Origin of the sequence: Listeria sp. ILCC792 (genome assembly GCF_900186135.1) — a bacterium.
Lineage (GTDB): Bacteria > Bacillota > Bacilli > Lactobacillales > Listeriaceae > Listeria > Listeria goaensis.
Window position 1 is genome coordinate 223,367 of the sequence record NZ_FYBO01000003.1, and the last position, 21,967, is coordinate 245,333.

General features: G+C 40.3%; 20 protein-coding genes and 1 riboswitch. Of the genes, 8 read left to right on the plus strand and 12 right to left on the minus strand.

From position 1 onward, the window contains the following. Positions 1-9: 9 nt before the first annotated feature. The 3 genes from cas6 to CFS60_RS05850 form a co-directional block, all read right to left on the minus strand. Positions 10-729: a CRISPR-associated endoribonuclease Cas6 gene (gene cas6, locus CFS60_RS05840; protein ID WP_088809477.1), complete on the minus strand. Its 720-nt coding sequence runs from the start codon at positions 727-729 to the stop codon at positions 10-12. Positions 730-843: 114 nt separating this feature from the next. Continuing rightward, positions 844-2,562, minus strand: coding sequence for a phosphoenolpyruvate--protein phosphotransferase (gene ptsP, locus CFS60_RS05845; protein ID WP_088809476.1), 1,719 nt, complete (start codon positions 2,560-2,562; stop codon positions 844-846). Continuing rightward, entirely contained in the window at positions 2,562-2,828 is a 267-nt protein-coding gene (locus CFS60_RS05850; protein ID WP_007472257.1) for a phosphocarrier protein HPr, read from the minus strand. The genes ptsP and CFS60_RS05850 overlap by 1 nt, the downstream gene beginning before the upstream one ends. A gap of 391 nt (positions 2,829-3,219) precedes the next feature. On the opposite strand from CFS60_RS05850, the gene CFS60_RS05855 reads away from it, so the two are divergent. Together CFS60_RS05855 and CFS60_RS05860 are read left to right on the plus strand one after the other, a co-directional pair. Continuing rightward, on the plus strand, positions 3,220-3,411 hold the full coding sequence (locus CFS60_RS05855) for a DUF2187 family protein (RefSeq protein WP_088809475.1): 192 nt from the start codon (positions 3,220-3,222) through the stop codon (positions 3,409-3,411). Between the two features lie 57 nt (positions 3,412-3,468). Further along, entirely contained in the window at positions 3,469-4,962 is a 1,494-nt protein-coding gene (locus CFS60_RS05860) for an NAD(P)/FAD-dependent oxidoreductase (protein ID WP_167373842.1), read from the plus strand. 5 nt (positions 4,963-4,967) lie between these two features. Here CFS60_RS05860 and CFS60_RS05865 read toward each other — a convergent pair whose 3' ends face one another. Continuing rightward, positions 4,968-5,765 (minus strand): DUF422 domain-containing protein, encoded by a 798-nt coding sequence (locus CFS60_RS05865; RefSeq protein WP_088809473.1) that lies wholly within the window; start codon positions 5,763-5,765, stop codon positions 4,968-4,970. Positions 5,766-5,917: 152 nt separating this feature from the next. Here CFS60_RS05865 and CFS60_RS05870 point away from each other — a divergent pair, with 152 nt between their 5' ends. Next, the gene (locus tag CFS60_RS05870) at positions 5,918-6,529 is read left to right on the plus strand and encodes a CPBP family intramembrane glutamic endopeptidase (protein WP_088809472.1); all 612 of its coding nucleotides are present in this window, start codon (positions 5,918-5,920) and stop codon (positions 6,527-6,529) included. A 186-nt stretch (positions 6,530-6,715) separates the two neighbouring features. Further along, positions 6,716-8,869 carry an ATP-dependent Clp protease ATP-binding subunit gene (locus CFS60_RS05875; protein ID WP_088838978.1) on the plus strand — a complete coding sequence of 718 codons (2,154 nt, stop codon included), beginning with the start codon at positions 6,716-6,718 and terminating at the stop codon, positions 8,867-8,869. A gap of 38 nt (positions 8,870-8,907) precedes the next feature. On the opposite strand, the gene CFS60_RS05880 is transcribed toward CFS60_RS05875, so the two are convergent. Next, positions 8,908-9,390, minus strand: coding sequence for a methylated-DNA--[protein]-cysteine S-methyltransferase (locus tag CFS60_RS05880; protein WP_088838979.1), 483 nt, complete (start codon positions 9,388-9,390; stop codon positions 8,908-8,910). 123 nt (positions 9,391-9,513) lie between these two features. Between CFS60_RS05880 and CFS60_RS05885 the strand changes: the two genes are divergently transcribed. The 3 genes from CFS60_RS05885 (at position 9,514) to CFS60_RS05895 (ending at position 12,194) form a co-directional block, all read left to right on the plus strand. Next, positions 9,514-10,563: an acyltransferase family protein gene (locus CFS60_RS05885; protein ID WP_088838980.1), complete on the plus strand. Its 1,050-nt coding sequence runs from the start codon at positions 9,514-9,516 to the stop codon at positions 10,561-10,563. Positions 10,564-10,591: 28 nt separating this feature from the next. Continuing rightward, complete coding sequence (locus tag CFS60_RS05890) at positions 10,592-10,966, plus strand: DUF4064 domain-containing protein (RefSeq protein WP_088809468.1); 375 nt, start codon at positions 10,592-10,594, stop codon at positions 10,964-10,966. An 82-nt stretch (positions 10,967-11,048) separates the two neighbouring features. Continuing rightward, on the plus strand, positions 11,049-12,194 hold the full coding sequence (locus tag CFS60_RS05895) for a VanZ family protein (protein WP_088838981.1): 1,146 nt from the start codon (positions 11,049-11,051) through the stop codon (positions 12,192-12,194). A 38-nt stretch (positions 12,195-12,232) separates the two neighbouring features. On the opposite strand, the gene CFS60_RS05900 is transcribed toward CFS60_RS05895, so the two are convergent. The 6 genes from CFS60_RS05900 to CFS60_RS05925 all read right to left on the minus strand — a co-directional run bounded on the left by CFS60_RS05900 (position 12,233) and on the right by CFS60_RS05925 (position 18,715). Then, the gene (locus CFS60_RS05900) at positions 12,233-13,558 is read right to left on the minus strand and encodes a TrkH family potassium uptake protein (protein WP_088809646.1); all 1,326 of its coding nucleotides are present in this window, start codon (positions 13,556-13,558) and stop codon (positions 12,233-12,235) included. A gap of 43 nt (positions 13,559-13,601) precedes the next feature. Next, entirely contained in the window at positions 13,602-14,381 is a 780-nt protein-coding gene (locus CFS60_RS05905; RefSeq protein ID WP_088809466.1) for a TerC family protein, read from the minus strand. A 99-nt stretch (positions 14,382-14,480) separates the two neighbouring features. Next, positions 14,481-15,248 (minus strand): TerC family protein, encoded by a 768-nt coding sequence (locus CFS60_RS05910; protein ID WP_088809465.1) that lies wholly within the window; start codon positions 15,246-15,248, stop codon positions 14,481-14,483. 28 nt (positions 15,249-15,276) lie between these two features. Next, positions 15,277-15,431: riboswitch (yybP-ykoY riboswitch) on the minus strand. Positions 15,432-15,502: 71 nt separating this feature from the next. Then, positions 15,503-17,071, minus strand: coding sequence for a peptide chain release factor 3 (locus CFS60_RS05915; RefSeq protein WP_088809464.1), 1,569 nt, complete (start codon positions 17,069-17,071; stop codon positions 15,503-15,505). A gap of 102 nt (positions 17,072-17,173) precedes the next feature. Continuing rightward, positions 17,174-17,644 carry a glutathione peroxidase gene (locus tag CFS60_RS05920; RefSeq protein ID WP_088809463.1) on the minus strand — a complete coding sequence of 157 codons (471 nt, stop codon included), beginning with the start codon at positions 17,642-17,644 and terminating at the stop codon, positions 17,174-17,176. 18 nt (positions 17,645-17,662) lie between these two features. After that, complete coding sequence (locus CFS60_RS05925) at positions 17,663-18,715, minus strand: M42 family metallopeptidase (RefSeq protein ID WP_088838982.1); 1,053 nt, start codon at positions 18,713-18,715, stop codon at positions 17,663-17,665. Between the two features lie 130 nt (positions 18,716-18,845). Between CFS60_RS05925 and CFS60_RS05930 the strand changes: the two genes are divergently transcribed. Then, on the plus strand, positions 18,846-20,321 hold the full coding sequence (locus CFS60_RS05930; RefSeq protein WP_088809461.1) for an LM6179_1298 family efflux MFS transporter: 1,476 nt from the start codon (positions 18,846-18,848) through the stop codon (positions 20,319-20,321). A gap of 129 nt (positions 20,322-20,450) precedes the next feature. On the opposite strand, the gene CFS60_RS05935 is transcribed toward CFS60_RS05930, so the two are convergent. After that, positions 20,451-21,967 (minus strand): immunoglobulin-like domain-containing protein (locus CFS60_RS05935; protein WP_369823183.1); only part of this gene is annotated, 1,517 nt, incomplete at its 5' end.

Genomic DNA, 21,967 nt, shown 5'->3' on the forward strand with positions numbered 1-21,967 from the left:
TCCTGTAGCCTAAACCTCGACGAAACCGAAACCTATACCCGTGTTTGAGCCTACTCCATTTCGCAACATTTCGTTCAGCAAATAAGCTTTCCCAAAAACGCCCATCGTCCCGATTGAACAAACTACTTTCATTCCATAAATATCCACTACAGTTTTCTTCATTTGTCGTGTATCAAATTGCAAATCTTGAATATCTTTTTCAATATAACTCCCGTATTTCTTATGCAATTTTGTACAAAGATTACTTTTTAATGTTGCCTCAAAAGCATCATCAGCAAAATAATAGAATGTATCTTTGTACGTTTCTCGATTATGTGACTTAATAATAAGCGGTGACAAGAATTTAAAATACGCTTGCTCCTGATGGATATCAGGCACAGAAACAATTTGAATATCCTTTATTACTAGCTGATTATTTTTAGTGAAATTCAATTTCTTATTACGAAGTCCGCAAAATGCATTATAGAAATTGACACATAGTTCTGTATTGCCCGTTGAAAAATTGAATACGCCTTCATTTGAACCCAACTCAATCATATCCGTTTTAAAAACTGGGTTATGCAAGAACACCGAAAATGTGTAATCTTTTTGTCTATTTGAATGAAAAAGTTCATCAAAAAGTTGTGGATTTTCTTTTTCTAGTCCCATTTTCATAATGCTCAAAAACTTTCTCCGATAATCTCTCGGAATTTCATTTTCTGTAAATTGAAAATTGACTTTTAATCTCATTTATATCCCTCCTCCCTCACTTCATAATAACATATCACATAGAAAAGTTCATTCACTTATTTTCACCATAAAAAGAAACTAGAAGCATCATCGCTCCTAGTTTCTCCATTCAGCTTATTCAGCTGTATATTTTTCAACAAGCTCAACAACTTCTTCCGCTGTTGCTTTGTTTAGTGCTTCGTCAGCAAGTTTAACCATTTCAGTTTGGTCAAGACGTTTGATAAGGGAACGAGATTTCAAGATGCTTGAAGCACTCATTGAGAACTCATCAAGGCCTAAGCCAAGTAGTAATGGAATCGCTGTTTGATCCCCGGCCATTTCCCCGCACATACCAGTCCATTTGCCTTCTTTGTGAGAAGCATCAATGACGTTTTTAATTAAACGTAAAATGGATGGGTTATACGGTTGGTATAAGTAGGAAACGCGTTCGTTCATACGGTCTGCCGCCATTGTGTACTGGATTAAATCATTCGTACCAATGGAGAAGAAATCAACTTCTTTAGCAAATTGGTCCGCAATTACTGCAGCTGCTGGGATTTCAATCATAATACCTAATTCGATATTTTCATTTACATCAGTTCCAGCCGCAACTAATTTTTGTTTTTCATCAAGTAAAATTGCTTTCGCTTGACGGAACTCGCCAACTGTTGCAATCATTGGGAACATGATTTTCAGTTTACCGTGTACACTTGCACGAAGTAATGCGCGAAGTTGCGTACGGAACAAGTCTTCATTTGCAAAGCAAAGACGAATTGCACGGAAACCTAAGAATGGGTTCATCTCTTCAGGTAATTCTAAATACGGAAGTGTTTTATCTCCGCCGATGTCGAGTGTACGAACAACAACAGATTTCCCTTCCATACCTTCAAGAACCGCTTTATACGCTTCGTATTGTTCTTCCTCAGTTGGGAAGTTGTCACGCCCCATATAAAGAAATTCAGTACGGTATAAGCCTATCGCTTCGCCGCCGTTCGCTACAACACCTTCTAAATCGTTAGGTGTTCCGATATTAGCAGCTAGTTCAACGTGTTTACCATCTTTAGAAACAGTTTCCTCATTTTTAAGTTTTTCCCACTCTGCTTTTTGAGCCGCAAAGTCAGATTGAACTTTTTTATAATGAGCCACTTGTTCTTCAGTTGGATTGACAATCACATTTCCTTCTAAACCATCAATGATGATTAATTCACCTTCTGCTGTATCAGCGGTTACCTCTTTCGTTCCAACAACAGCTGGAATTTCAAGAGAACGCGCCATAATCGCAGAGTGAGAAGTACGACCACCAATGTCAGTGACAAAGCCTTTAACAAAGTTACGGTCTAATTGAGCCGTATCAGAAGGTGTTAAATCACTTGCCACAACAACCACTTCTTCATCGATTAAAGCTGGGTTCGGAATCGTCACGCCAAGTAAGTGTGACAGGACGCGTTTTCTAACGTCACGAATATCTGCCGCACGTTCACGCATATATTCATTATCCATGGATTCAAACATCGAAATGAACATGTCCGTAGTTTCCTGAAGAGCAGCCTCAGCATTTGTCTTTGTTGATTTAATACTTTCTTCAATTGGCCCAACAAGTTCTGGGTCATTAAGAACAAGTAGATGTGCATCAAAAATTTGTGCTTTATCTTCACCTAAGCTTTTCGCCGCTTGCTCACGAATTTTAGTCAGTTCAGATTTAGAAACATCTACCGCGCTTTGAAAACGTTTTACTTCGCTTTCTGCGTCAGCCACTTCAGATTTTCCAAAAGAAAGATCCGGTTCAACGAGCAGATAAGCTTTCGCAATGGCAATCCCATCAGATGCTGCGATCCCTTTCAACTCTTTTACCATTATTCAGCCAAGCCTTCTTTCTTAAGTACCTCAGTTAAACCTTCAATAGCTTCTTTTTCGTCGCTACCTTCAGCATGAATCGTAATGTCAGCACCTTTACCGATACCTAAAGACATAACACCCATGATAGATTTAAGGTTTACTTTTTTGCCTGTATATTCAATTTGAATATCAGAGCTGTATTTGCTTGCAGCTTGCACCAACAAAGTCGCTGGACGTGCGTGAATTCCTGTTTCATCGATTACTACAAAACTTGCTTGTTCCATAATTACATTCTCCTTTGTAAAGAAATTTATTGTGACCTTTTTCACCAAAATGATTTCTCAGCAAAAAAGGCTATCCCTCAATTAAAAAGAGTACCATGTTTTTGCATCGGTTACAACCATTTCTTGATATTTTTGGCGTAAAAAAATCGCTACCCTTTTATTTTAGCTGAATTCCTTTCGAAACGCAATTTTCCAGTAGTTCCACCGGGCAATTACAGTTTAATAAAACACATTTTATAGCTAATATCGATATTTTTTTAACAATCATTTTCTTGAGAATCCCCAGTGAAACCGTATTATTTGCAATTATTGTGAATTTAGTGCAAACTAGGAGTTAATTTAATAAGTGAAAGAACTTGTTTCCACCTCAAATATATGGGAGTGATAATAAATGGCTAAAGCAAATGTTGGCGATATTATTGAATTTAAAGATGGACTCACAGGAATTGTAGAGAAAATTAATGAAAACTCGGTTATTGTTGATTTAACCTATATGGAAAATTTTAACGATCTCGGCATCGAAGAAAAAACCGTTGTCAATCATAAAAATTACAAAATTATTCACTCGTCTAAAGAAGATTAAAAAATGGCGCATTAAAACCGCATTATCGGTTGGCGCTTTTTTAATGCCAAAAATAAAATGGGAGCTGAACAAATTGTGAAAAAAGAAAAAATTGCCATCATAGGTGCTGGACCAGGTGGGTTAGCTGCTGGCATGCGCCTTTCTTCAGCTGGCTACGAAGTCGATATTTATGAAAAAAACGCTTTTATTGGTGGGCGTACCAGTCGGCTTACGCTAGGCGATTATAAATTTGACATTGGCCCTTCTTCCATTACAATGCCACACACCTTAACTGCTCTTTTCATGGAATCAAATCGCAATTTAGAAGATTACGTCACACTTGTCCCCGTAGAACCTATGTACAAGCTTTTCTTCAATAATGGGCAAACATTTTCACCCTATCACGACCAACTTCAAACCATCAGAGAACTGAACGAACACTTCCCTAATAATGAGAAAAACTATTTACGCTACATGAATGAAAATGCGAAGAAGTCACTCTACCTCGCACCGCTAATGATGTCGAGCCTTTCTTCACTTTGGGACTATTTCAAACCTACCATGCTGCGCGCACTTCCAAGCCTTTCCTTAGGTCGCAATTTGGCAGATGAGACTTCGCGTTTTTTCACCGATGAAAATTTGCGACTAGCCTTCTCCTTCCAAGTTCGCAACATGGGCATGAGCCCGTCTACAACACCAGGCATGTATAGCATCATTCCATTTTCCGAATTTTATTACGGCCTGTATCACCCAATTGGTGGGCATAGCCAGCTTTTCAAAGCCATTTCAGACGTCATTCTCGAAAATGGTGGTCGCATTCATTTAAATGCGGAAGTCGAACATTTTTCATTCCACAACAAACAAATTGATGGCTTTACACTTAAAAGCGGTGAACACATTCAGGCGGATAAATATATCATTAATACCGACTATGCCTATACGATGACCGAACTCATGCATGACACGCCGCCACCTAAAAACTTGACGAAAAAGAAATTTTCTACAAGCGCATTTATGATCTACTTGGGACTTAATAAAACTTTCCCTTTGGAACATCAGTCCGTTATTTTCCCTGAAAACTACAAGCAATATGAAGATGAATTAATTCATTTGAAAACTTTACCAGAGGATTTTACCGTCTACGTCGTGAACCCTTCCGTTTCCGATACAACAATGGCACCAATTGGTCATACGGCACTCCGGATTATGGTTCTCGTTCCAAATAATGAAAGCCAAATCAATTGGGACAAAGAACGCCAAGCTTTCGAACAAAAAGTGCTCTCAGTTGTTAAAGAACGGCTTCATATTCCCGATTTAGAAGAACATATTGTCGAAAAAAAGGTGCTTACGCCGAAAGAATGGGAAAACGATTTTCATCTTTACCAAGGGGCCATTCACGGCTTAGTTCGGAGCATCAAACAAACTGGTACGGGGCACCCTGTGCATCGCTTGCAGAAAAAATTTCCTAATTTATTTGTCGTTGGCACAAGCGCCCATCCGGGAACAACCTTACCCTATATTATTGAAAGCGCCAATTTTGTTGCCGAACAAATCAAAAAAACGAAAACATGATGTTATCACGTTTTCGTTTTTTTTGATGTGAAATCTGGTTTTGTTTCCAAGCTTAAGTAATAACAAATTGTAAAAATCACATTTGCAATTAGCCCTACTACTATTGTTGCCCAAAGATCTGCATATAGTGATAAAAAAATGAAGAAAGCTAAAATAATCCAATAGACCACAACAATTTCAGATTTTAAATCGGGATATTTCAAATTCTCCCAACGATTTGTCAAACTTAAAATAAAGTAAATCATCAAATGGAGAATTAATCCTAGCAAAAACCAATCCGTGATATCCGAAAATTGTAAAATCGTTAAACCATTTCCGAGAAAAGGCAATTGTTTAACTTGTGTGGAAATCGGCTCAACAAGCACTTCAAAAACCATCACCATCGTCGCCGCAATAACCGCGTACATCCCGCCGCGAAGCCAATCAATATTTACTTTCAGCGTAATTTCGCGTGCGATAACGTGCGTCCCCGCGATTAACCCTATCCAAATAAAGCCAAATGTAACTGGAATTCCTTTTATCATAAAACCATAATTAAACGTATACATATCATCCGCAAAACTCAATTGCATCCATTCAATACAAGTTGTAACCGCAAAAATTAAAATGGTAATAGCTGTCCCAAGCCCTTTCCCGTACTGAACGATGAAAAACACCATAGCAAAAATCCCAGTAAATATAAGAAAGATGGAATGCACACCCGTTATTTTTGATGGTAGGACACCGATTGAAATTAATAAAATGCTTCCTAGAAACCAGAAAATATATAGCCACAATAGAAATTTATAGTTTTTTTCTAACACATCAACACTCCTCTATTGCTAAAAAACAAAATCTTTGTTTCATTATAACAAAATTCGCCGACAAAAGCCGTTTAAAATATGTTTTGTTGCGAAATTAACCATTTTCGATTAAAGTATGGTATAAAGAAGAATTTTTAAGAGGTGTTTTTGTATTGAGGAGCAACAGAATAGATTTCAAGCTAATTACCGGGCTTCTACTAGCAGCCATCCTGATTTTCATCACGTATCAATTTTCAAAAAGTTTCTGGTATATGTACGGAGCAAGCATGTTATTTTTACTCAGTTTTTGTATTTTCAATGTTGATTTAAGAAAGAAATTTTCCATATTCAAAGGTATTTTACCAGCTATTTTTTCAGCTATCATTTTATATATTATTTTTTATATAGGCGCATTTATTTTTAAATTCTTACCCTTTGGTTTAAATTCAGCCGTACATAGCGCGTTTAATAAATACGCAACAGATAACTGGTTAGTGTGGATCTTACTTGTCATCGCCATTGTCCCTGGTGAAGAAATTTTTTGGCGCGGTTTCGTTTTAAAAAGATTGCTGGATTCATATGCGAATTGGTTCGCCTTACTCGTTTCATCGATTTTATCAGCCTTGTTCGTCGTCGCAAGTGGTAATATTGCCATGGTCATTGCCATTTTCGTAGCCTCCCTCTTCTGGGGTGCCTTGTACATTTGGCGACCCAGCTTACTTATGTTATATATGTCACATCTCCTATTTGCATTTTTATTACTTTCTGCGTTGCCAATCTATTAAGCATCCTTTTGGGGTGCTTTTTATTTTTGACTAAACGCTAAATTTTTGTTTGTTAGTTACAAAAAATACGAGCAAAATGCTTGAAAGTCAGAAATGGTCAGTGTATACTATGAACATAAGGTCAAATATAGTCAAAGTCAGTTGACCTGAAATTGATTCTTATTGTTAAAAGGAGGAAATCAATTTATGTTATGTCAAAACTGTAATCAAAATGATGCACGAATTCAACTTTATATGAATGTAAATGGAAAGCGCGTGGAGATGCCACTATGCGAATCTTGTTACGCGTCACTTAAAAATAATCAAGCAAACTTCATGCAAAACGGAGCTTCTCCGCTTGATGATTTTTTCCGTCAAATTAGCGGGAATATGAATCAAAACGGGGCGACAGCCCAAAGAGGAAGCCAAGTTCAAACGGAAACTAGGCAGGGCGGATCAGGCTTGCTTGATGAATTTGGAACGAATCTTTCACAAATGGCGAAAGATGGCAAATTAGATCCGGTGATTGGTCGCGATGACGAAATCAAACGGACAATTGAAATTTTAAATCGCCGCAATAAAAATAATCCCGTTTTAATTGGGGAACCTGGGGTCGGTAAAACGGCTGTTGTTGAAGGACTGGCAAGAGCGATAGCGGCAGGTGCTGTCCCTAACAAACTTTTAGACAAAGAAGTGATTTTACTTGATGTGGCTTCGCTCGTTTCTGGTACGGGGATTCGCGGGCAGTTTGAAGAGCGCATGAAGCAGCTTATCGCGGAACTTTCTGCACGCACGAACACCATTTTATTTATTGACGAGGTGCACACGATTGTTGGCGCGGGCTCTGCGGAAGGCTCGATGGACGCTGGAAACATTTTAAAACCAGCCCTTGCTCGCGGTGAGCTTCAAATGATTGGCGCGACAACGCTAAACGAATATCGCAAAATCGAAAAAGATGCGGCGCTTGAACGTAGATTCCAACCTGTGATAGTAGATGAGCCGAGTACAAGCGCAACGCTCACGATTTTGGAAGGCTTGAAGGAAAACTACGAGAACTTCCATGAGGTCGTTTATTCGAAGGAAAGCTTAGAAGCGGCAGTAACGCTTAGCGCGCGCTATATTCAGGACCGGCATTTGCCGGATAAAGCCATCGACTTAATGGATGAAGTCGGTTCAAAATACAATTTAACAATTGAAAAATTGGACGAAAAAACGGCAACAGAGCGACTTAATCGACTTGAAGCAAAAAAAGATGCGGCACTGCAAAAAGAAGATTATGAAGAAGCAGCTCAAATTCGCGATGAAATTTCGCGGTTGTCGGAAAATAAAATGCGAGTGGGTATTTCGGAACGTCCTGTAATTCAGGCGTCGGATATTCAGGCGCTCATCGAAGAAAAAACAGGTATTCCAGTTGGCCGTCTCGAACAAGACGAGCAATCGAAGTTGAAAGACTTGGAAGCTCATTTAAACAAAAAAGTAATCGGTCAAAAAGATGCGGTGAAAAAAATTACGAAAGCAATCCGGCGTGGTCGGGTTGGGTTGAAGCAAAAAAATCGCCCAATTGGCTCCTTCCTCTTTGTCGGCCCAACTGGGGTCGGTAAAACAGAACTTGGTCGCACACTCGCGAATGAACTTTTCGGTTCAGAAGATGCGATGATTCGCCTTGATATGTCTGAGTTCATGGAAAAACACAGCGTTTCAAAACTTATCGGCTCGCCTCCAGGCTATGTTGGTCACGAGGAAGCTGGTCAGCTTACTGAGAAAATTCGCCGCAATCCGTATAGCATTTTACTTCTTGATGAAATGGAAAAAGCGCACCCTGATGTTCAGCATATGTTCCTCCAAATTTTGGAAGATGGCCGTTTGACGGACTCTCAAGGAAGAACAGTTAGCTTTAAAGACACAGTCATCATCATGACGAGTAATGCGGGAAGCGGCACAAAAGAAGCCGCAGTTGGTTTTAACCATACCAATGATAAACTCGAAAAAGGTAGCGACCTCCTAGATCGTCTTGGCTATTACTTCAAACCTGAATTCCTAAACCGTCTAGATAGCGTTATCGAATTTAATAGCCTTGAAAAAGAGGACTTAATGCAAATTGTCAGCCTTATGCTACAAGATTTAAATGACATGCTGCAAACACAAAACATGGAAATTAGCGTACCTGACGATGTGAAAGCAAAATTAATCGACCTCGGCTATGATGCAAAATTTGGCGCTCGTCCGCTAAGAAGAACCATTCAAGAACACTTGGAAGATGCTATTGCCGATGTGCTCATCGAACAACCTGATGTGACTGAACTTATTGCCCAACTTGATGAAAATGGAGCCATCACAATCGGCACAAAAGTAACGGCTTAATTTAAAAAGGAAATCCTTTTTTGGAGGATTTCCTTTTTTTATGACCAAAAATCAGTTTTATGGTTCATTTCAAATTCTAACAACCAAATTTTCTTCGCATAATCCGCACCATTATAGCCACCAAGTTGCCCGCCTTCTTGCACGACACGGTGGCACGGAATGATAATCGGCAGCGGATTTTTTCGGTTTGCTTGTCCAACTGCTCGCACTGAAGAGGCATTTTGAATATGACTCGCCACCTGTTTGTATGACCAAAAGTCACCATACGAAATTTCAGTGAGCGCCTCGTAAACAGCCTGTTCAAACGCCGTGCCACTCAATTTAAAGTTAACTTGAAATCGTTGTAACTTTCCTGAAAAATAGTCCGTAAGCTCTGTTACGAGCTCATTCATAACGCGATTTTCTTCTGCCGTTCCACTTTCATTTTGGACTTTATCGTCGTAAGAAATCTTGATAACATGGCTATTTTCAACGGTTAAGTACAGTAATCCAATTGGCGACTCAAAAATTCTCTTTTCCATAAATTAGCCCTCCTTTGTAATAGCAAAACAATAATTTGTTAGTATTTTGTCAGTTTATTGTTACAGCGGTATGGGAAAATAACTATAGACTTTTTATGTAGAAAGGACCGTGTGGTGAAATTTATGGATACGATAAAACAAAGTAAACCACGGGATCACTATTTCGACAACGCAAAATTTATTTTAATTTTTCTTGTTGTTTTTGGTCACCTCTTACAAACTTTTGTTGCTGAATATGCGAGTGTACGTGTATTATACATCTTTATTTACACTTTTCATATGCCGGCATTTATTTTAATATCGGGGTATTTTGCAAAAGGCTTTAAAAAGCCTGGATATTTCATGAAAACGATGAAAAAGTTAATTTTACCCTATGTCTTCTTTCAACTTATTTATTCGATTTTCTATTATTACTTACTCGGTCAAGACAGTATTTCACTTACCTTACTTGACCCTGAATGGTCACTTTGGTTCCTACTTAGTTTATTTTTTTGGAATATATTCTTATATGGCTTCACAAAATTAAAACCGAGCGTAAGCATCTCACTCGCCATTTTAATTGGTCTTATCGCTGGTTATTTTGACATGATTGATGGCTATTTAAGCTTATCTCGCACATTTGTATTCTTTCCGTTCTTTTTAATCGGCTTCTTCATGCAAAAAGAACATTTTAAGAAATTACAAACGCGTTCAGCGCGCATTGCCGGCAGTTTTATTATGCTTGCCATTATTACGTTCATTATTTTTAACCCAGATTTAAATGAAAACTGGTTTTTAGGCTCCAAACCTTACGCCAGTTTCGTTGACGTCAAAACGTTTGGGCTCCTCATCAGATGCGTGATTTATGGCATTAGTTTCCTTTCCATTGCTGCATTCCTTACTTTTGTTCCGAAAAAGCGATTATTCTTTACAAAATGGGGTAAAAATACTTTATACGTGTACCTTCTGCACGGCTTCTTTATTAAAATGTTTCGGGAAGGAAGCTTGTCAGACTTTAATTACACGTCAAAAACATTTGTCCTCTTGTTGGCCATCTCATTCGGCTTAACTGTTATTCTATCGAGCAACATTGTCACCACGTTCGTTCAACCAATTATTGAACTTCGAATGAGTCGACTCAAAACCGCTTTTTTTAGATTAAAAGAAAAAATATTGCCTAGTGAGGGGTATTAACAATTGGAACGTCTAAGGAGGAATAGACATGGCAAATCGCAAACCTGAAGTTATTCTTGGTCTTATTGGATCAATTATCGGATTAGGGGTCGGCATTTGGATTATCAATTATGGGGAAGAAATTACAGCTTATATTCAAACATTTACGTATTTATCTGGCAGACTTGGGGATAGCGTCACACAACTTGGCTGGATTACTTTAATTGCTTCCGCTATCGCACTTATTGGAACATTATTTATCGGTAAAGCTCCTAGAAGCTGGGGCGTTATTATTTTCCTAATTGGGTTAGCTTTATTTTTCGTCATCGGAACATCTTGGGTAGTATCTGGTATTTTACTCATGTTAACGGGACTCATGGGTATGTTCAGACGCCCTGTGCCAAAATCTTGGAACGCCAAATAACAACTAATATTCAGGCGGATGATAAACGACGAATTGCCGTTTGTCATCCGCCTGTTTTAACATTTCTTAAAGGGGAACCAACATGACCTATTTATTTCCAGTTAAAATCGCACTTATACTCTTTCCATTTTTAAGCATTCTATTAACCATACCGTTTGCCATTTATTCTTATCGCAAATTCGGCAGCATCACTTTCATGCGTGTCTTTGTCTTATTTACGCTCATTTTCTATTTAATGGCGGCTTTTTTTATGACCATCTTGCCACTGCCCGACATGGCTGATGTAGCAAATTCAAACGCGCCTGCACCACAGCTCATTCCTTTTCACTTCATTGCTGATTTCATCAACCAAACGGTGCTCGTCATCACCGACCCGTCCACCTATTTGCCGGCGCTCACTCAGGATGTGTTTATTCAGCCATTATTTAACATTTTCCTACTTCTACCACTTGGTGTATATTTACGCTATTATTTTCGGCTTTCAATTGGTAAAACGACACTCATCTCGTTTCTGCTCTCCTTCTTTTTTGAGCTCACTCAATTGACCGGACTCTTTTTCCTTTACCCCCACACTTACCGCTTGTTTGACGTGGACGATCTTATCTTAAATACAGTCGGCGGACTCATCGGCTATGCGCTCGCCCCGCTGTTTACGTTCTTTTTACCTTCGCGGGAAAAAATGGACCAAACGAGTAGTGCGCGTAGCACGCGCGTCAGTTTCGTTAGACGGTTTTTGGCTACCTTTATTGACTGGTTCCTTTTGAATGTCATGACAGGACTCTTAACCTGGCTACACCTGTTACCTTTTTCTGAAATCAGCTCATCTGGCTCCGACTACTACAAAAAAATCATTTGGCAAATCCTTCTTATTTTCCTTTATTTCATTGTCCTGCCAAGTTTGACAAACGGCTTGACCATTGGAAAATGGATTGTGTATATTCGCATTGTACGCATTGGCGAAAGTCGCGTTAAATTGAAGCATCTTCTCGTTAGATACGGTCTGCTCTATTATTTAGTCGGTGGTCTTATTATCATTCCACTTAACGAGCAAATTCCGAAAATCACCACACCACAACTCACGCTCGTTTTATTCGCCATTTCCGCCGCAACCGCCCTTCTATTTGCCATTCATATTAGCGCTAACTTTTTTGCGCGAGACAAGCGATTGTTTTACGAAAAAATTAGCCGCACAACCGAAGTAAGCACGTACCGACCAAAACCAACCTAAAAAAGCCGTTTTGCAGTGAGCAAAACGGCTTTTTAAAATTAACCTGTAATAATTTTCTCTTTCGGCAAGCGAATCGCATTTTTCGGTTCGCTTTTTTTCCGCAAGCTAAGCATGGAATACATAATCCCAACGCGGCCAATGAACATGAGAATAATAATAATGATTTTCCCAGCGACACTTAAATTCGGCGTTAAACCTAGCGAAAGTCCGCACGTTCCAAATGCCGAAAAAACTTCAAAAATAATTTCAATAAGCGTGGCTCTTTCCGTCTGCGCCAGCACAATGACGGCCGTTAAACATAAAATCGTCGCAAAAATAATGACAGCAAGCGATTTTCTAACATCTTCCTGATGCAATTCGCGTCCAAAAATATAAATGTGATTGCGTCCACGAATGACCGAATAAAGGAACAAAATCGTCACCGCAAACGTTGTCGTTCGAATACCGCCACCAACAGAACTCGGCGATGCCCCGATGAACATTAAGAACGAAACAAATAGCAATGTTGGAGCCGTAAATGCGCCGCTATCAATCGTTTGTAGTCCAGCACTTCGAGAGGTTGCCGACAAGAACATTGAATTAAAGAAGCCCTCACTCAGGCTAGCATTTTTAAATAAATGCCCCGCTTCCATGCCCCAAATAAGTAGCCCACCACCAATTAAAAGCACCAAATACGTGAGCGTCGTAACCTTCACAAACAGCGAGAAGCGAAACGGATAGAGCGTATTTTTTTCGAATAAAAAGCGTCGCGTTTCAAGCAGAACAGGGAAACCAATTCCTCCTGCGACAATAAGCAAAATGGCGATAAACTGCACGAAATAATCATTCACAAACGGAATTAAAGAAGACCCCGTTATATCGACACCTGCGTTTGTCACGAGCGACACCGAATTGTAAATCCCTTGGAACAGCGCCTCCCCAATTGTTGGGAAAAACGGGATGAAATAGAGCCCTAAAATGACGGCACCGATAATTTCAATCCCAAAGATGAGAAATAAAATTTCACGCAACATCCGAACCATACCACTCATCGTATATTGGTTCGTATCCGTCATAATGAGTTGCCGCTGCTTAAGCCCGATTTTCCGCCGCAAAATCAAGTAGAAAAAAGTGCTGAGCATCATCACGCCGAGCCCGCCGAGTTGGAAGATTCCCATGAGCACCCAAATCCCTGCCGTGCTGTAAGAAGCGCCGACATCGACTGTCGCGAGCCCCGTCACACTAACCGAGCTGGCCGCAAGAAAAAGCGTGTCGAGAAAAGACACATGCACACCCGGTTTTTGAGTAAAAGGGAGACTGAGAAGAATCGTTGAAATCGTCACCGCGAAAAAATAGTACGTGATAATAATTTGAACGGGCGTCATGCGCGATAAGATAATTCTTATTTTATTTTTGATTGTTCGGTTTTCAAGATAGAGTTTTCTTTTGTTGTTTTTCTTTTTTTCTAGCAATGATATAACCACCTATACCAATTATTAGCATAACCGACCAAAATGTCAGCTTCCATGCAGTTGAATCTGGGAAATCCTCTGGTAAAATACCAACTGAAGGGTGCGCGAGTGTATACACACCTAGTTTAACACCCACCCAACCTACGATTAGAAAAGCAGCCGTTTCAAGCGTTGGATAGCGTTCTAGTAATTTGACAACTTGTGTTGCCGCAAAACGAATGACGATTAAGCCAGCGAGTCCGCCGAGGAACATCACGATGAATTGCCCGCCGTTCATACCACCAATAGTGAAATCGCCTAAATCAGGCAATGTCATCGCAAGCGCGGCCGCAGCAAGCATCGAATCGAGCGCAAAAGCGATGTCGGTTAATTCAACGCGCATCACGATACCCCAAAATGACACAGGCTTATCCTTGTCTTCCTCTTTTGTTTTCTTTTTGCCATCTTTACCGCGTTTTAAGTCTATCATATGTTTAATTGCTAAGTATAATAAATAAATGGCGCCAATAGCTTGTATTTCCCATATTTTAACCAAGAAAGAAATTAAGAAAAGCGCAATAAAACGGAAAACAAAGGCACCGACTAAGCCGTAAAACAGGGCTTTCCGCTGTTTTTCGTGCGGTAATTTTTGAACGATAACCGCCATAACAACAGCATTATCTGCGGAAAGTATTCCTTCCAGTGCGACGAGTACGAAGAAGACCCATACGTACTCTGCTAATATTGAAACATCCATTCCTTCACCCCATTTTTTTCTATGTACAGATAAGAAGGCTGCACATGAAACGTACATACCTTCTCATTTTATACCCTTATTCAAAAATTGTTAAGCGTTTTATTGTTCTGATTGCGTTTTTTTCTTTTGTTTAATTGAAATGAGCCAACCCCAGATAATAATTAAAATCATCACGCCCCAGAAAATTAGTTTCCAAGTAGTCGATTCAGGGAACTCATGTGGGATAATGCCTAGGCTTGGATGCGCTAATGTATAAACGACTAATTTTACGCCTACCCAGCCCACTATTAGGAAGGCAGCTGTTTCAAGAGATGGATAATTTTTGAGTAGCTTCACAAATTGTGTTGCGGCAAAACGAATGATGATAAGGCCGACTAAACCGCCGAGGAACATCACGGCAAACTGCCCTGTGTCAATACCCCCAATTTGTCCCCAACCCGTTTTAGGAAGTGTGATTGCAAGCGCTACAGCAGCAAGCATGGAGTCAATCGCAAACGCAATATCTGCAACCTCGACTTTAAGCACCGTCATCCAGAAACCTGAACCTGACTTTTTCGCTTCTTTTTCATTATGATCGCTTCCTCTTAGATGCTTCACAATGTGGCTAATTGCAATGTACAAGAGATATGCGGCTCCAAGCGCCTGCACCTGCCAAACATTTGCGAGGAAGGAAATTAAGAAGAGAGCGGCAAAACGAAAGACGAATGCGCCCATTAGACCGTAAAAAAGCGCCCTTTTCTGTTGTTTTTCTGGTAAATGTTTGACCATAACTGCCATCACGACCGCATTGTCTGCGGCTAAAATCCCTTCAAGTCCGATTAGGACGAGTAGTACCCAGCCATATTCTAAAAGCATTGCAGTGTCCACTAAAATTCCTCCTTTGATTTTGTTCTTTTGACAAGGCCGAGTAAATAAAAAACGAGACCTCACCCGTTACGGGCAAAGGTCTCGCTGACATGTGACATGTTAATAAAACCGATGGACGCTTGTCCATGTAATGACGATTTTATCCCGGTCCGAAAACCAGTGCTACTCCCCTTTGACTATTGTCAAAAAGATATATAATTGAACTCTACTAATTGACTATACCATGTTTGTAAAAATAAAGTCAATCTATTTTTTTAAAGTAATGATGTGAGTTCGATATCGGGATTTTTATCCTTAAACCAATTGATCGCAAATTCATTTTCGAAAAGGAACAGCGGCGCATCAAAACGGTCTTTCACGAGCATACTACGCGCAGTTGAAAGTTTCTCATCCACATCTTCCTCGCGAATCCAACGGGCGATTTTCTTCCCAATTGGCTCCATAATAATTTCCGAGTTATATTCATTACGCATCCGATGTTCGAACACTTCAAATTGAAGTTGACCAACGGCGCCAATAATATAATCTTCCATACGCCACGTTTTAAACAATTGAATGGCGCCTTCTTGAACAAGCTGTTCGACACCTTTATGGAAATGTTTTTGTTTCATAACATTTTTCGCGGAAACACGCATAAATAACTCCGGCGTAAATTGCGGTAACTTTGGAAACTCAATAGTTTTGCTGCCGCTTGAAATCGTATCGCCAATTTGATAATTTCCTGTATCATACAAACCGATAATATCGCCAGCTACAGCGCGCGACACATTTTCCCGGTCATCGGCCATAAATTGTGTGGAGTTTGCAAGTTTCATTTGCTTGCCAGTTCGCGTTAAGGTAACACCGATACCACGCTCGAATTCGCCTGAACAAATTCGCACAAACGCAATGCGGTCGCGGTGAGCGGGATTCATATTCGCTTGAATTTTAAAGATAAAGCCTGTGAAACTCTTATCTTCGGCAGCAATTTCCCCTTCATTCGTCTCGTGAGCGCTTGGCGACGGAGCAAATTCAACAAACGTTTTTAAGAACGTTTCCACCCCAAAGTTCGTTAAAGCACTTCCGAAGAAAACTGGCGTCAGTTCACCTTTTGCAATTTTTTCGCGACTAAATTCATTTCCTGCCTCATCTAAAAGCATAATTTCTTCCAAAGCTTGGGTGTAGTAACTTGAGTTTTGAATCTCGTGCGCTTCTTTCAAATCGCCTTCATCGTTTAGTGGCAAGAAAGTTTCGTCTTCCCCCGCCCGGTAACGCTCAACAACGTGATGATAGCGATCATAAAGCCCCATGAGTTCTTTCCCCATACCAATCGGCCAGTTCATCGGGTAAGATTCAATGCCAAGCACTTCTTCTAATTCCGACAAAAGTTCAAGTGGCATTTTCCCTTCACGGTCCATCTTATTCATAAACGTAAAAATTGGAATACCGCGCATCCGACAAACTTTAAATAGTTTAATTGTTTGAGCTTCAATCCCTTTTGCGGAATCGACAACCATGACAGCCGCGTCAACCGCCATAAGCGTCCGGTACGTATCTTCACTAAAATCAGAGTGCCCGGGTGTATCCAAGATGTTAATACGGCAATCCTGATAATCAAACTGCATGACCGAACTCGTGACGGAAATCCCACGTTGCTTTTCAATTTCCATCCAGTCACTCGTCGCATACTTCCCTGTTTTTTTCCCTTTTACAGTACCCGCTGAACGAATCGCGCCACCGAAAAGAAGTAACTGCTCGGTAATCGTTGTTTTCCCCGCATCTGGATGGGAAATAATCGCAAATGTTTTACGCGTTTCGACTTCTTTTTGTAAACCCTGACTCATGATTCCATTTCCTCCTCGACTTCTTCACATTTTTATAGTATATCATAGGAGGCAAAAAAAAAATACGACTAAAATCAATTAGCCGTATTCCTCTTTAAATCCTTATTTCAAAAGGGCCGCTTTAATATTTTCTTCGATGTTTTCAGGTTTTGTTTTAGAAGAAAAGCGTTCGATAATATTGCCATCGCCATCGATGAGGAACTTTGCGAAATTCCATTCGATTTTCTTTCCGCCTGTTTCAGCAACGAGATACTTGTAAAGCGGATTGGCATCGCGACCTTTGACTTTAATTTTCTCAAACATTTGAAATGTCACGCCGTAATTTAACTGGCAAAATTCCATGATTTCCTCATTCGTACCCGGATCCTGCCGCAAAAATTGATTGCACGGAAAGCCTAAAATTTCCAAGCCGTCCTTTTGATACGTTTTGTATAGCGATTCCAGCCCCTCTAATTGCGGTGTCAAGCCACATTTGCTGGCTGTATTCACAATTAACAGTGTTTTTCCTTCATAAACAGATAGTGGAATTTTGTGACCGTCCATCGCGACTTCTGTAAAATCGTGTACGTTCATCGTTTTACACCTCCAAATTTACTTGACCATCTCACTTAAAAGATAGTGGTAAAGCAGCTTTTCCGTGTGATAGAGCGAATCGCGGTGCGTCCGCTCGTATGCGTGGCTAGAGTCAATCCCCGCCCCAATTAAGCCGTGCACGATGTCGTTCCCCGCGTGAATCGCCGCACTGGCATCCGACGCGTAATACGGATAAATATCCGCTTTATATGAAATATCATGCTGTTTCGCAAGCTCCACCAAGTTTTTTCGAAAACCGTAGTGATACGGCCCGCTACCGTCTTTCGCACAAATCGACACCGTGTACTCATCAGTTGCCTGCCCGTCACCAATCGCCCCCATGTCGACCGCCAAATATTCTACAACCTCAGCCGGAATGTTCGAATTACCGCCATACCCGATTTCTTCATTATTTGAAATTAAAATATGGGTCATATACGGCAGTTTAACCCCCGTTTTTTGAATATGTTCAATGAGGCGCAGCAGCATGCCAACACTTGCTTTATCGTCCAAATGGCGCGACTTAATAAATTCATCGTTTACAATTTCGGTTCGCGAATCAAACGAAACAAAGTCACCCACTTCAATGCCTAGTTCGCGAACCTCTTCCTTAGACGTGACGCGCGCATCAATTCGTACTTCCATGTTGCGTTCATTTCGCTCCGCCGTGCCAGCATCTTTATAGACATGTACCGAAGTTTGATGCATCAAAATGGTTCCGCTAAATTTTTTTCCATCCGAGGTTTCAATCGTACAATATTCCCCTTCAATCGCATTGAAACGAAAACCGCCAATTAAAGAGAGCGACAAGCGGCCATCTGCCTTTATTTCTTTCACCATCGCCCCAAGTGTATCTACATGTGCCGTCAACATTCGATGCTTTTCCGTATTTTCACCAGGCAGTGTCACAATTAAACCACCTTTATGATTTAAGCGGGTGCTCACATCTAATTCCGCTAAGTCTGCAGCAATTTTCGCAATAATTTCGCGTGTATTCCCAGTTGGACTTGCAATTTCAGTTAGTTCTTTAATTTTCAACATCGTTTCAGTCGTATTCGGTTCGTAAGTCAATTCCATTCCTCCTTTTATTCTCCTTCATTATAATCCTTTCCAAAGAAAAAGGCACAAATGATGAATTCTTTGACAAAAAGCCGTTTAATTATGCTATAATTCAGCTTGACACGAAAGGGAGGTAAATCTTGTGGAAGAAACAAAAGTGAAAGCCGTCACAGTCGCCGTTTTTGTGGCAACTTTTATGGCAGCCATTGAAGGAACGATTGTCAGCACAGCCATTCCAACAATCGTCAGCCAACTTGACGGCATCGAACTTATGAATTGGATTTTTTCAATTTATTTACTAACTTCCGCCGTTACAGTTCCCATTTACGGGAAATTATCGGACTTATATGGAAGAAAAATGATCTTTATTATCGCAACGCTCATTTTTTTAGTGGGCTCCACACTTTGCGGATTTGCCACAAATATGGAGCAACTTATTATTTTCCGTGCTATCCAAGGAATCGGCGCAGGCGGAATTTTACCGCTAACAATGACAATTATCGCCGACATTTATCCTTTTGAAAAGCGCGCCAGAATACTCGGATTCATGGGTTCCGCATGGGGAATCGCTGGCGTTTTCGGTCCACTTCTGGGTGGTTTTTTAGTGGATCAATTATCATGGCACTGGATTTTCTTTATCAATGTTCCTGTTGGAATTTTGACGATTTTCTTAGTCTGGCTTTATTTAAAAGAAAATGTTGCAAACGAAAACCTCCCCATCGATTTCCTTGGTATATCGCTATTTACGGTAGCACTGCTTGCACTTTTATTCGCCTTACAGCGCGCCGGAGAAACGCTAAACTGGGGCGAGCCACTCGTTTTAATTTTACTTGGGCTAGCAGTTGTGCTCTTTATCTGCTTTTACTACGCCGAGAAACGGGCGAAAGACCCTATCATGCCTTTTGTTCTGTTTAAAAATCCGGTCGTGCTTATCGGAAATTTAATTGGCTTCTTCATTAGCGCCTTTTTGATTGGTATAAACGTTTACATTCCCATGTGGGCGCAAGGTATGCTTGGCCACGGCGCGACAATTGCGGGGCTCATGATTGCCCCACTTTCGATTACTTGGATCATCGGTTCATTTGTAGGCGGAAAACTGCTAATGAAAATCGGCAATCGCCATACAGTTGGCCTTGGCATTTTCATCACGGTTTTGAGCGGACTAATCCTAGCGATTTTCCCAGCGAGCACGTTAGATATCTACTTTTATTTAAATAGCGCCTTAATGGGCTTAGGTTTTGGTATTATCTTCACTACGACCATGGTCACCGTCCAAGACGCAGTGCCTCGCTATCAGACGGGTATCGCCACAGCTTCTAACACTTTATTCCGAACAGTGGGTCAAACGATTGGTGTTGCGATTTTTGGTACAATTTTCAACTCGATTCTTGCCTCACAGTTTGCGGCAAATGCGACGGCAGGTGTGGACAGAAAACATTTAAATCTGTTGATTAGTCCAAAAACAGCTGGTCAAGTGGACGAGAGTCTAATCAATCCCCTTCGCTCGATTTTGTATGAAGGTCTTCATATCGTCTTTTGGACTATGTTTTTACTGGCTGTTATCAGCTTTTTCCTCCATTTTATTTTGCCAAAAAAACATATTTCTGGGGAAAATTAAAGTTATACATTCAGATTGAAAGAGCAGCTCAAGTTAAGCTGCTCTTTTTGTTGTTCAAATAGAAAAAAACAGCAAAGAACTCTTTGAAAAGTTCTTTGCTGTTTAATTTGCTTAGAAACATTCAGTAATTTATCGAACCGTTACTGGTGTTTCAACAAGAATATTGTTCGCTCCGCCATAACCTATCATCGAAACTTGCATACCTGGTGTTTTCAGTAAGGCTTTCGCATAATACGTAAACGAACCATCTGCATTTACTGGAATTTTAGATTTAACGACACCTTCAACTTTAAGCGCAATATATTTCACACCATTTGTTGATGTTCCTGTGACATTACTTGAAGTTCCAATCGTAAAGACATCTGTTGTTAACGTTGCTGGAGCAGTTGGTGGGATCGTCACTCTATTAGAAGCCACCACATCTCCACCTGCAGTATAACCTTTCATTACGATAGTATCCTGGTCACTTGTGACATAACGGCGAATATAGTAATCATATGTGCCTGAACCGTCTACTGGGATTCTAGATAGTTCTGTGTCATTCACGGTTGCGGAAATATATTTCACATTTCCAGAATACGTGCCGACTACTGAACTATCACCAAGGTTGTAAGTCTGTGCAGTAATCGCTGATGGACCAGTTTGACCGATGTTTACTGGAGTAGTTTTCGCAATTTCATTTCTTGAATTATAGGCATTCATTACAATTCGATCTGTATCACTTGTGACATAACGGCGAATATAATAATCATATGTGCCTGAACCGTCTACTGGGATTTTAGAAAGTTCTGTGTCATTCACTGTCGCAGAAATGTATTTCACATCTCCAGAGTACGTACCAACTACTGAACTCTCTCCAAGATTGTAAGTCTGTGCAGTAATCGCTGATGGACCACTTGGATTGATTCTTACTGTAGTAGTTTTCGCAATTTCATTTCTTGAATTGTAGGCGTTCATTACAATAGTATCTGTATCGCTTGTGATATAACGGCGAATATAATAGTTATATGTGCCTGAGCCGTCTACTGGGATTTTAGAAAGTTCTGTACCATTCACTGTCGCAGAAATGTATTTCACATCTCCAGAATATGTTCCAATTACTGAACTATCACCAATACTATAATTATTCGCTGTGATAGCACTTGTCGTTTCAGAATCACTCACTCGGACAGGTGCTTCCGCTACTTGGACACTTGCGCTATTATACGCAATAATGGATACTACATCTTCTTCAGATGTGATATTTGGTCGTGCATAGTATGAGTAAGTGCCACCTGAAACTGGGATTTTACTTAATACTGTGCCATTGACTTTCAGCGCAATGTATTTCACGCTTCCTGTATACGTTCCTGTAACATATTTATCTTGGTACAAGACAAAATTATTTGCTGTAATAGTACTATCGCCTGGTGGGTTAAGAATTACATTGACTTGTTTTTCATCCACTACAACGCCTGCGACATTGTACCCTTTCACAGAAACCATATCACCCATCGCAATCTTGCCTCTAGAGTAATAGCTCCACGTGTTCGCATCTTTTACAGGGGTTTTCACGTATTCTGTGCCATTCACAACAAGGGAAACATATTTCACACTTCCTGTGAACGTTCCTTGTACGTAAGAATCTGTTGAAACGGCGAAATAGT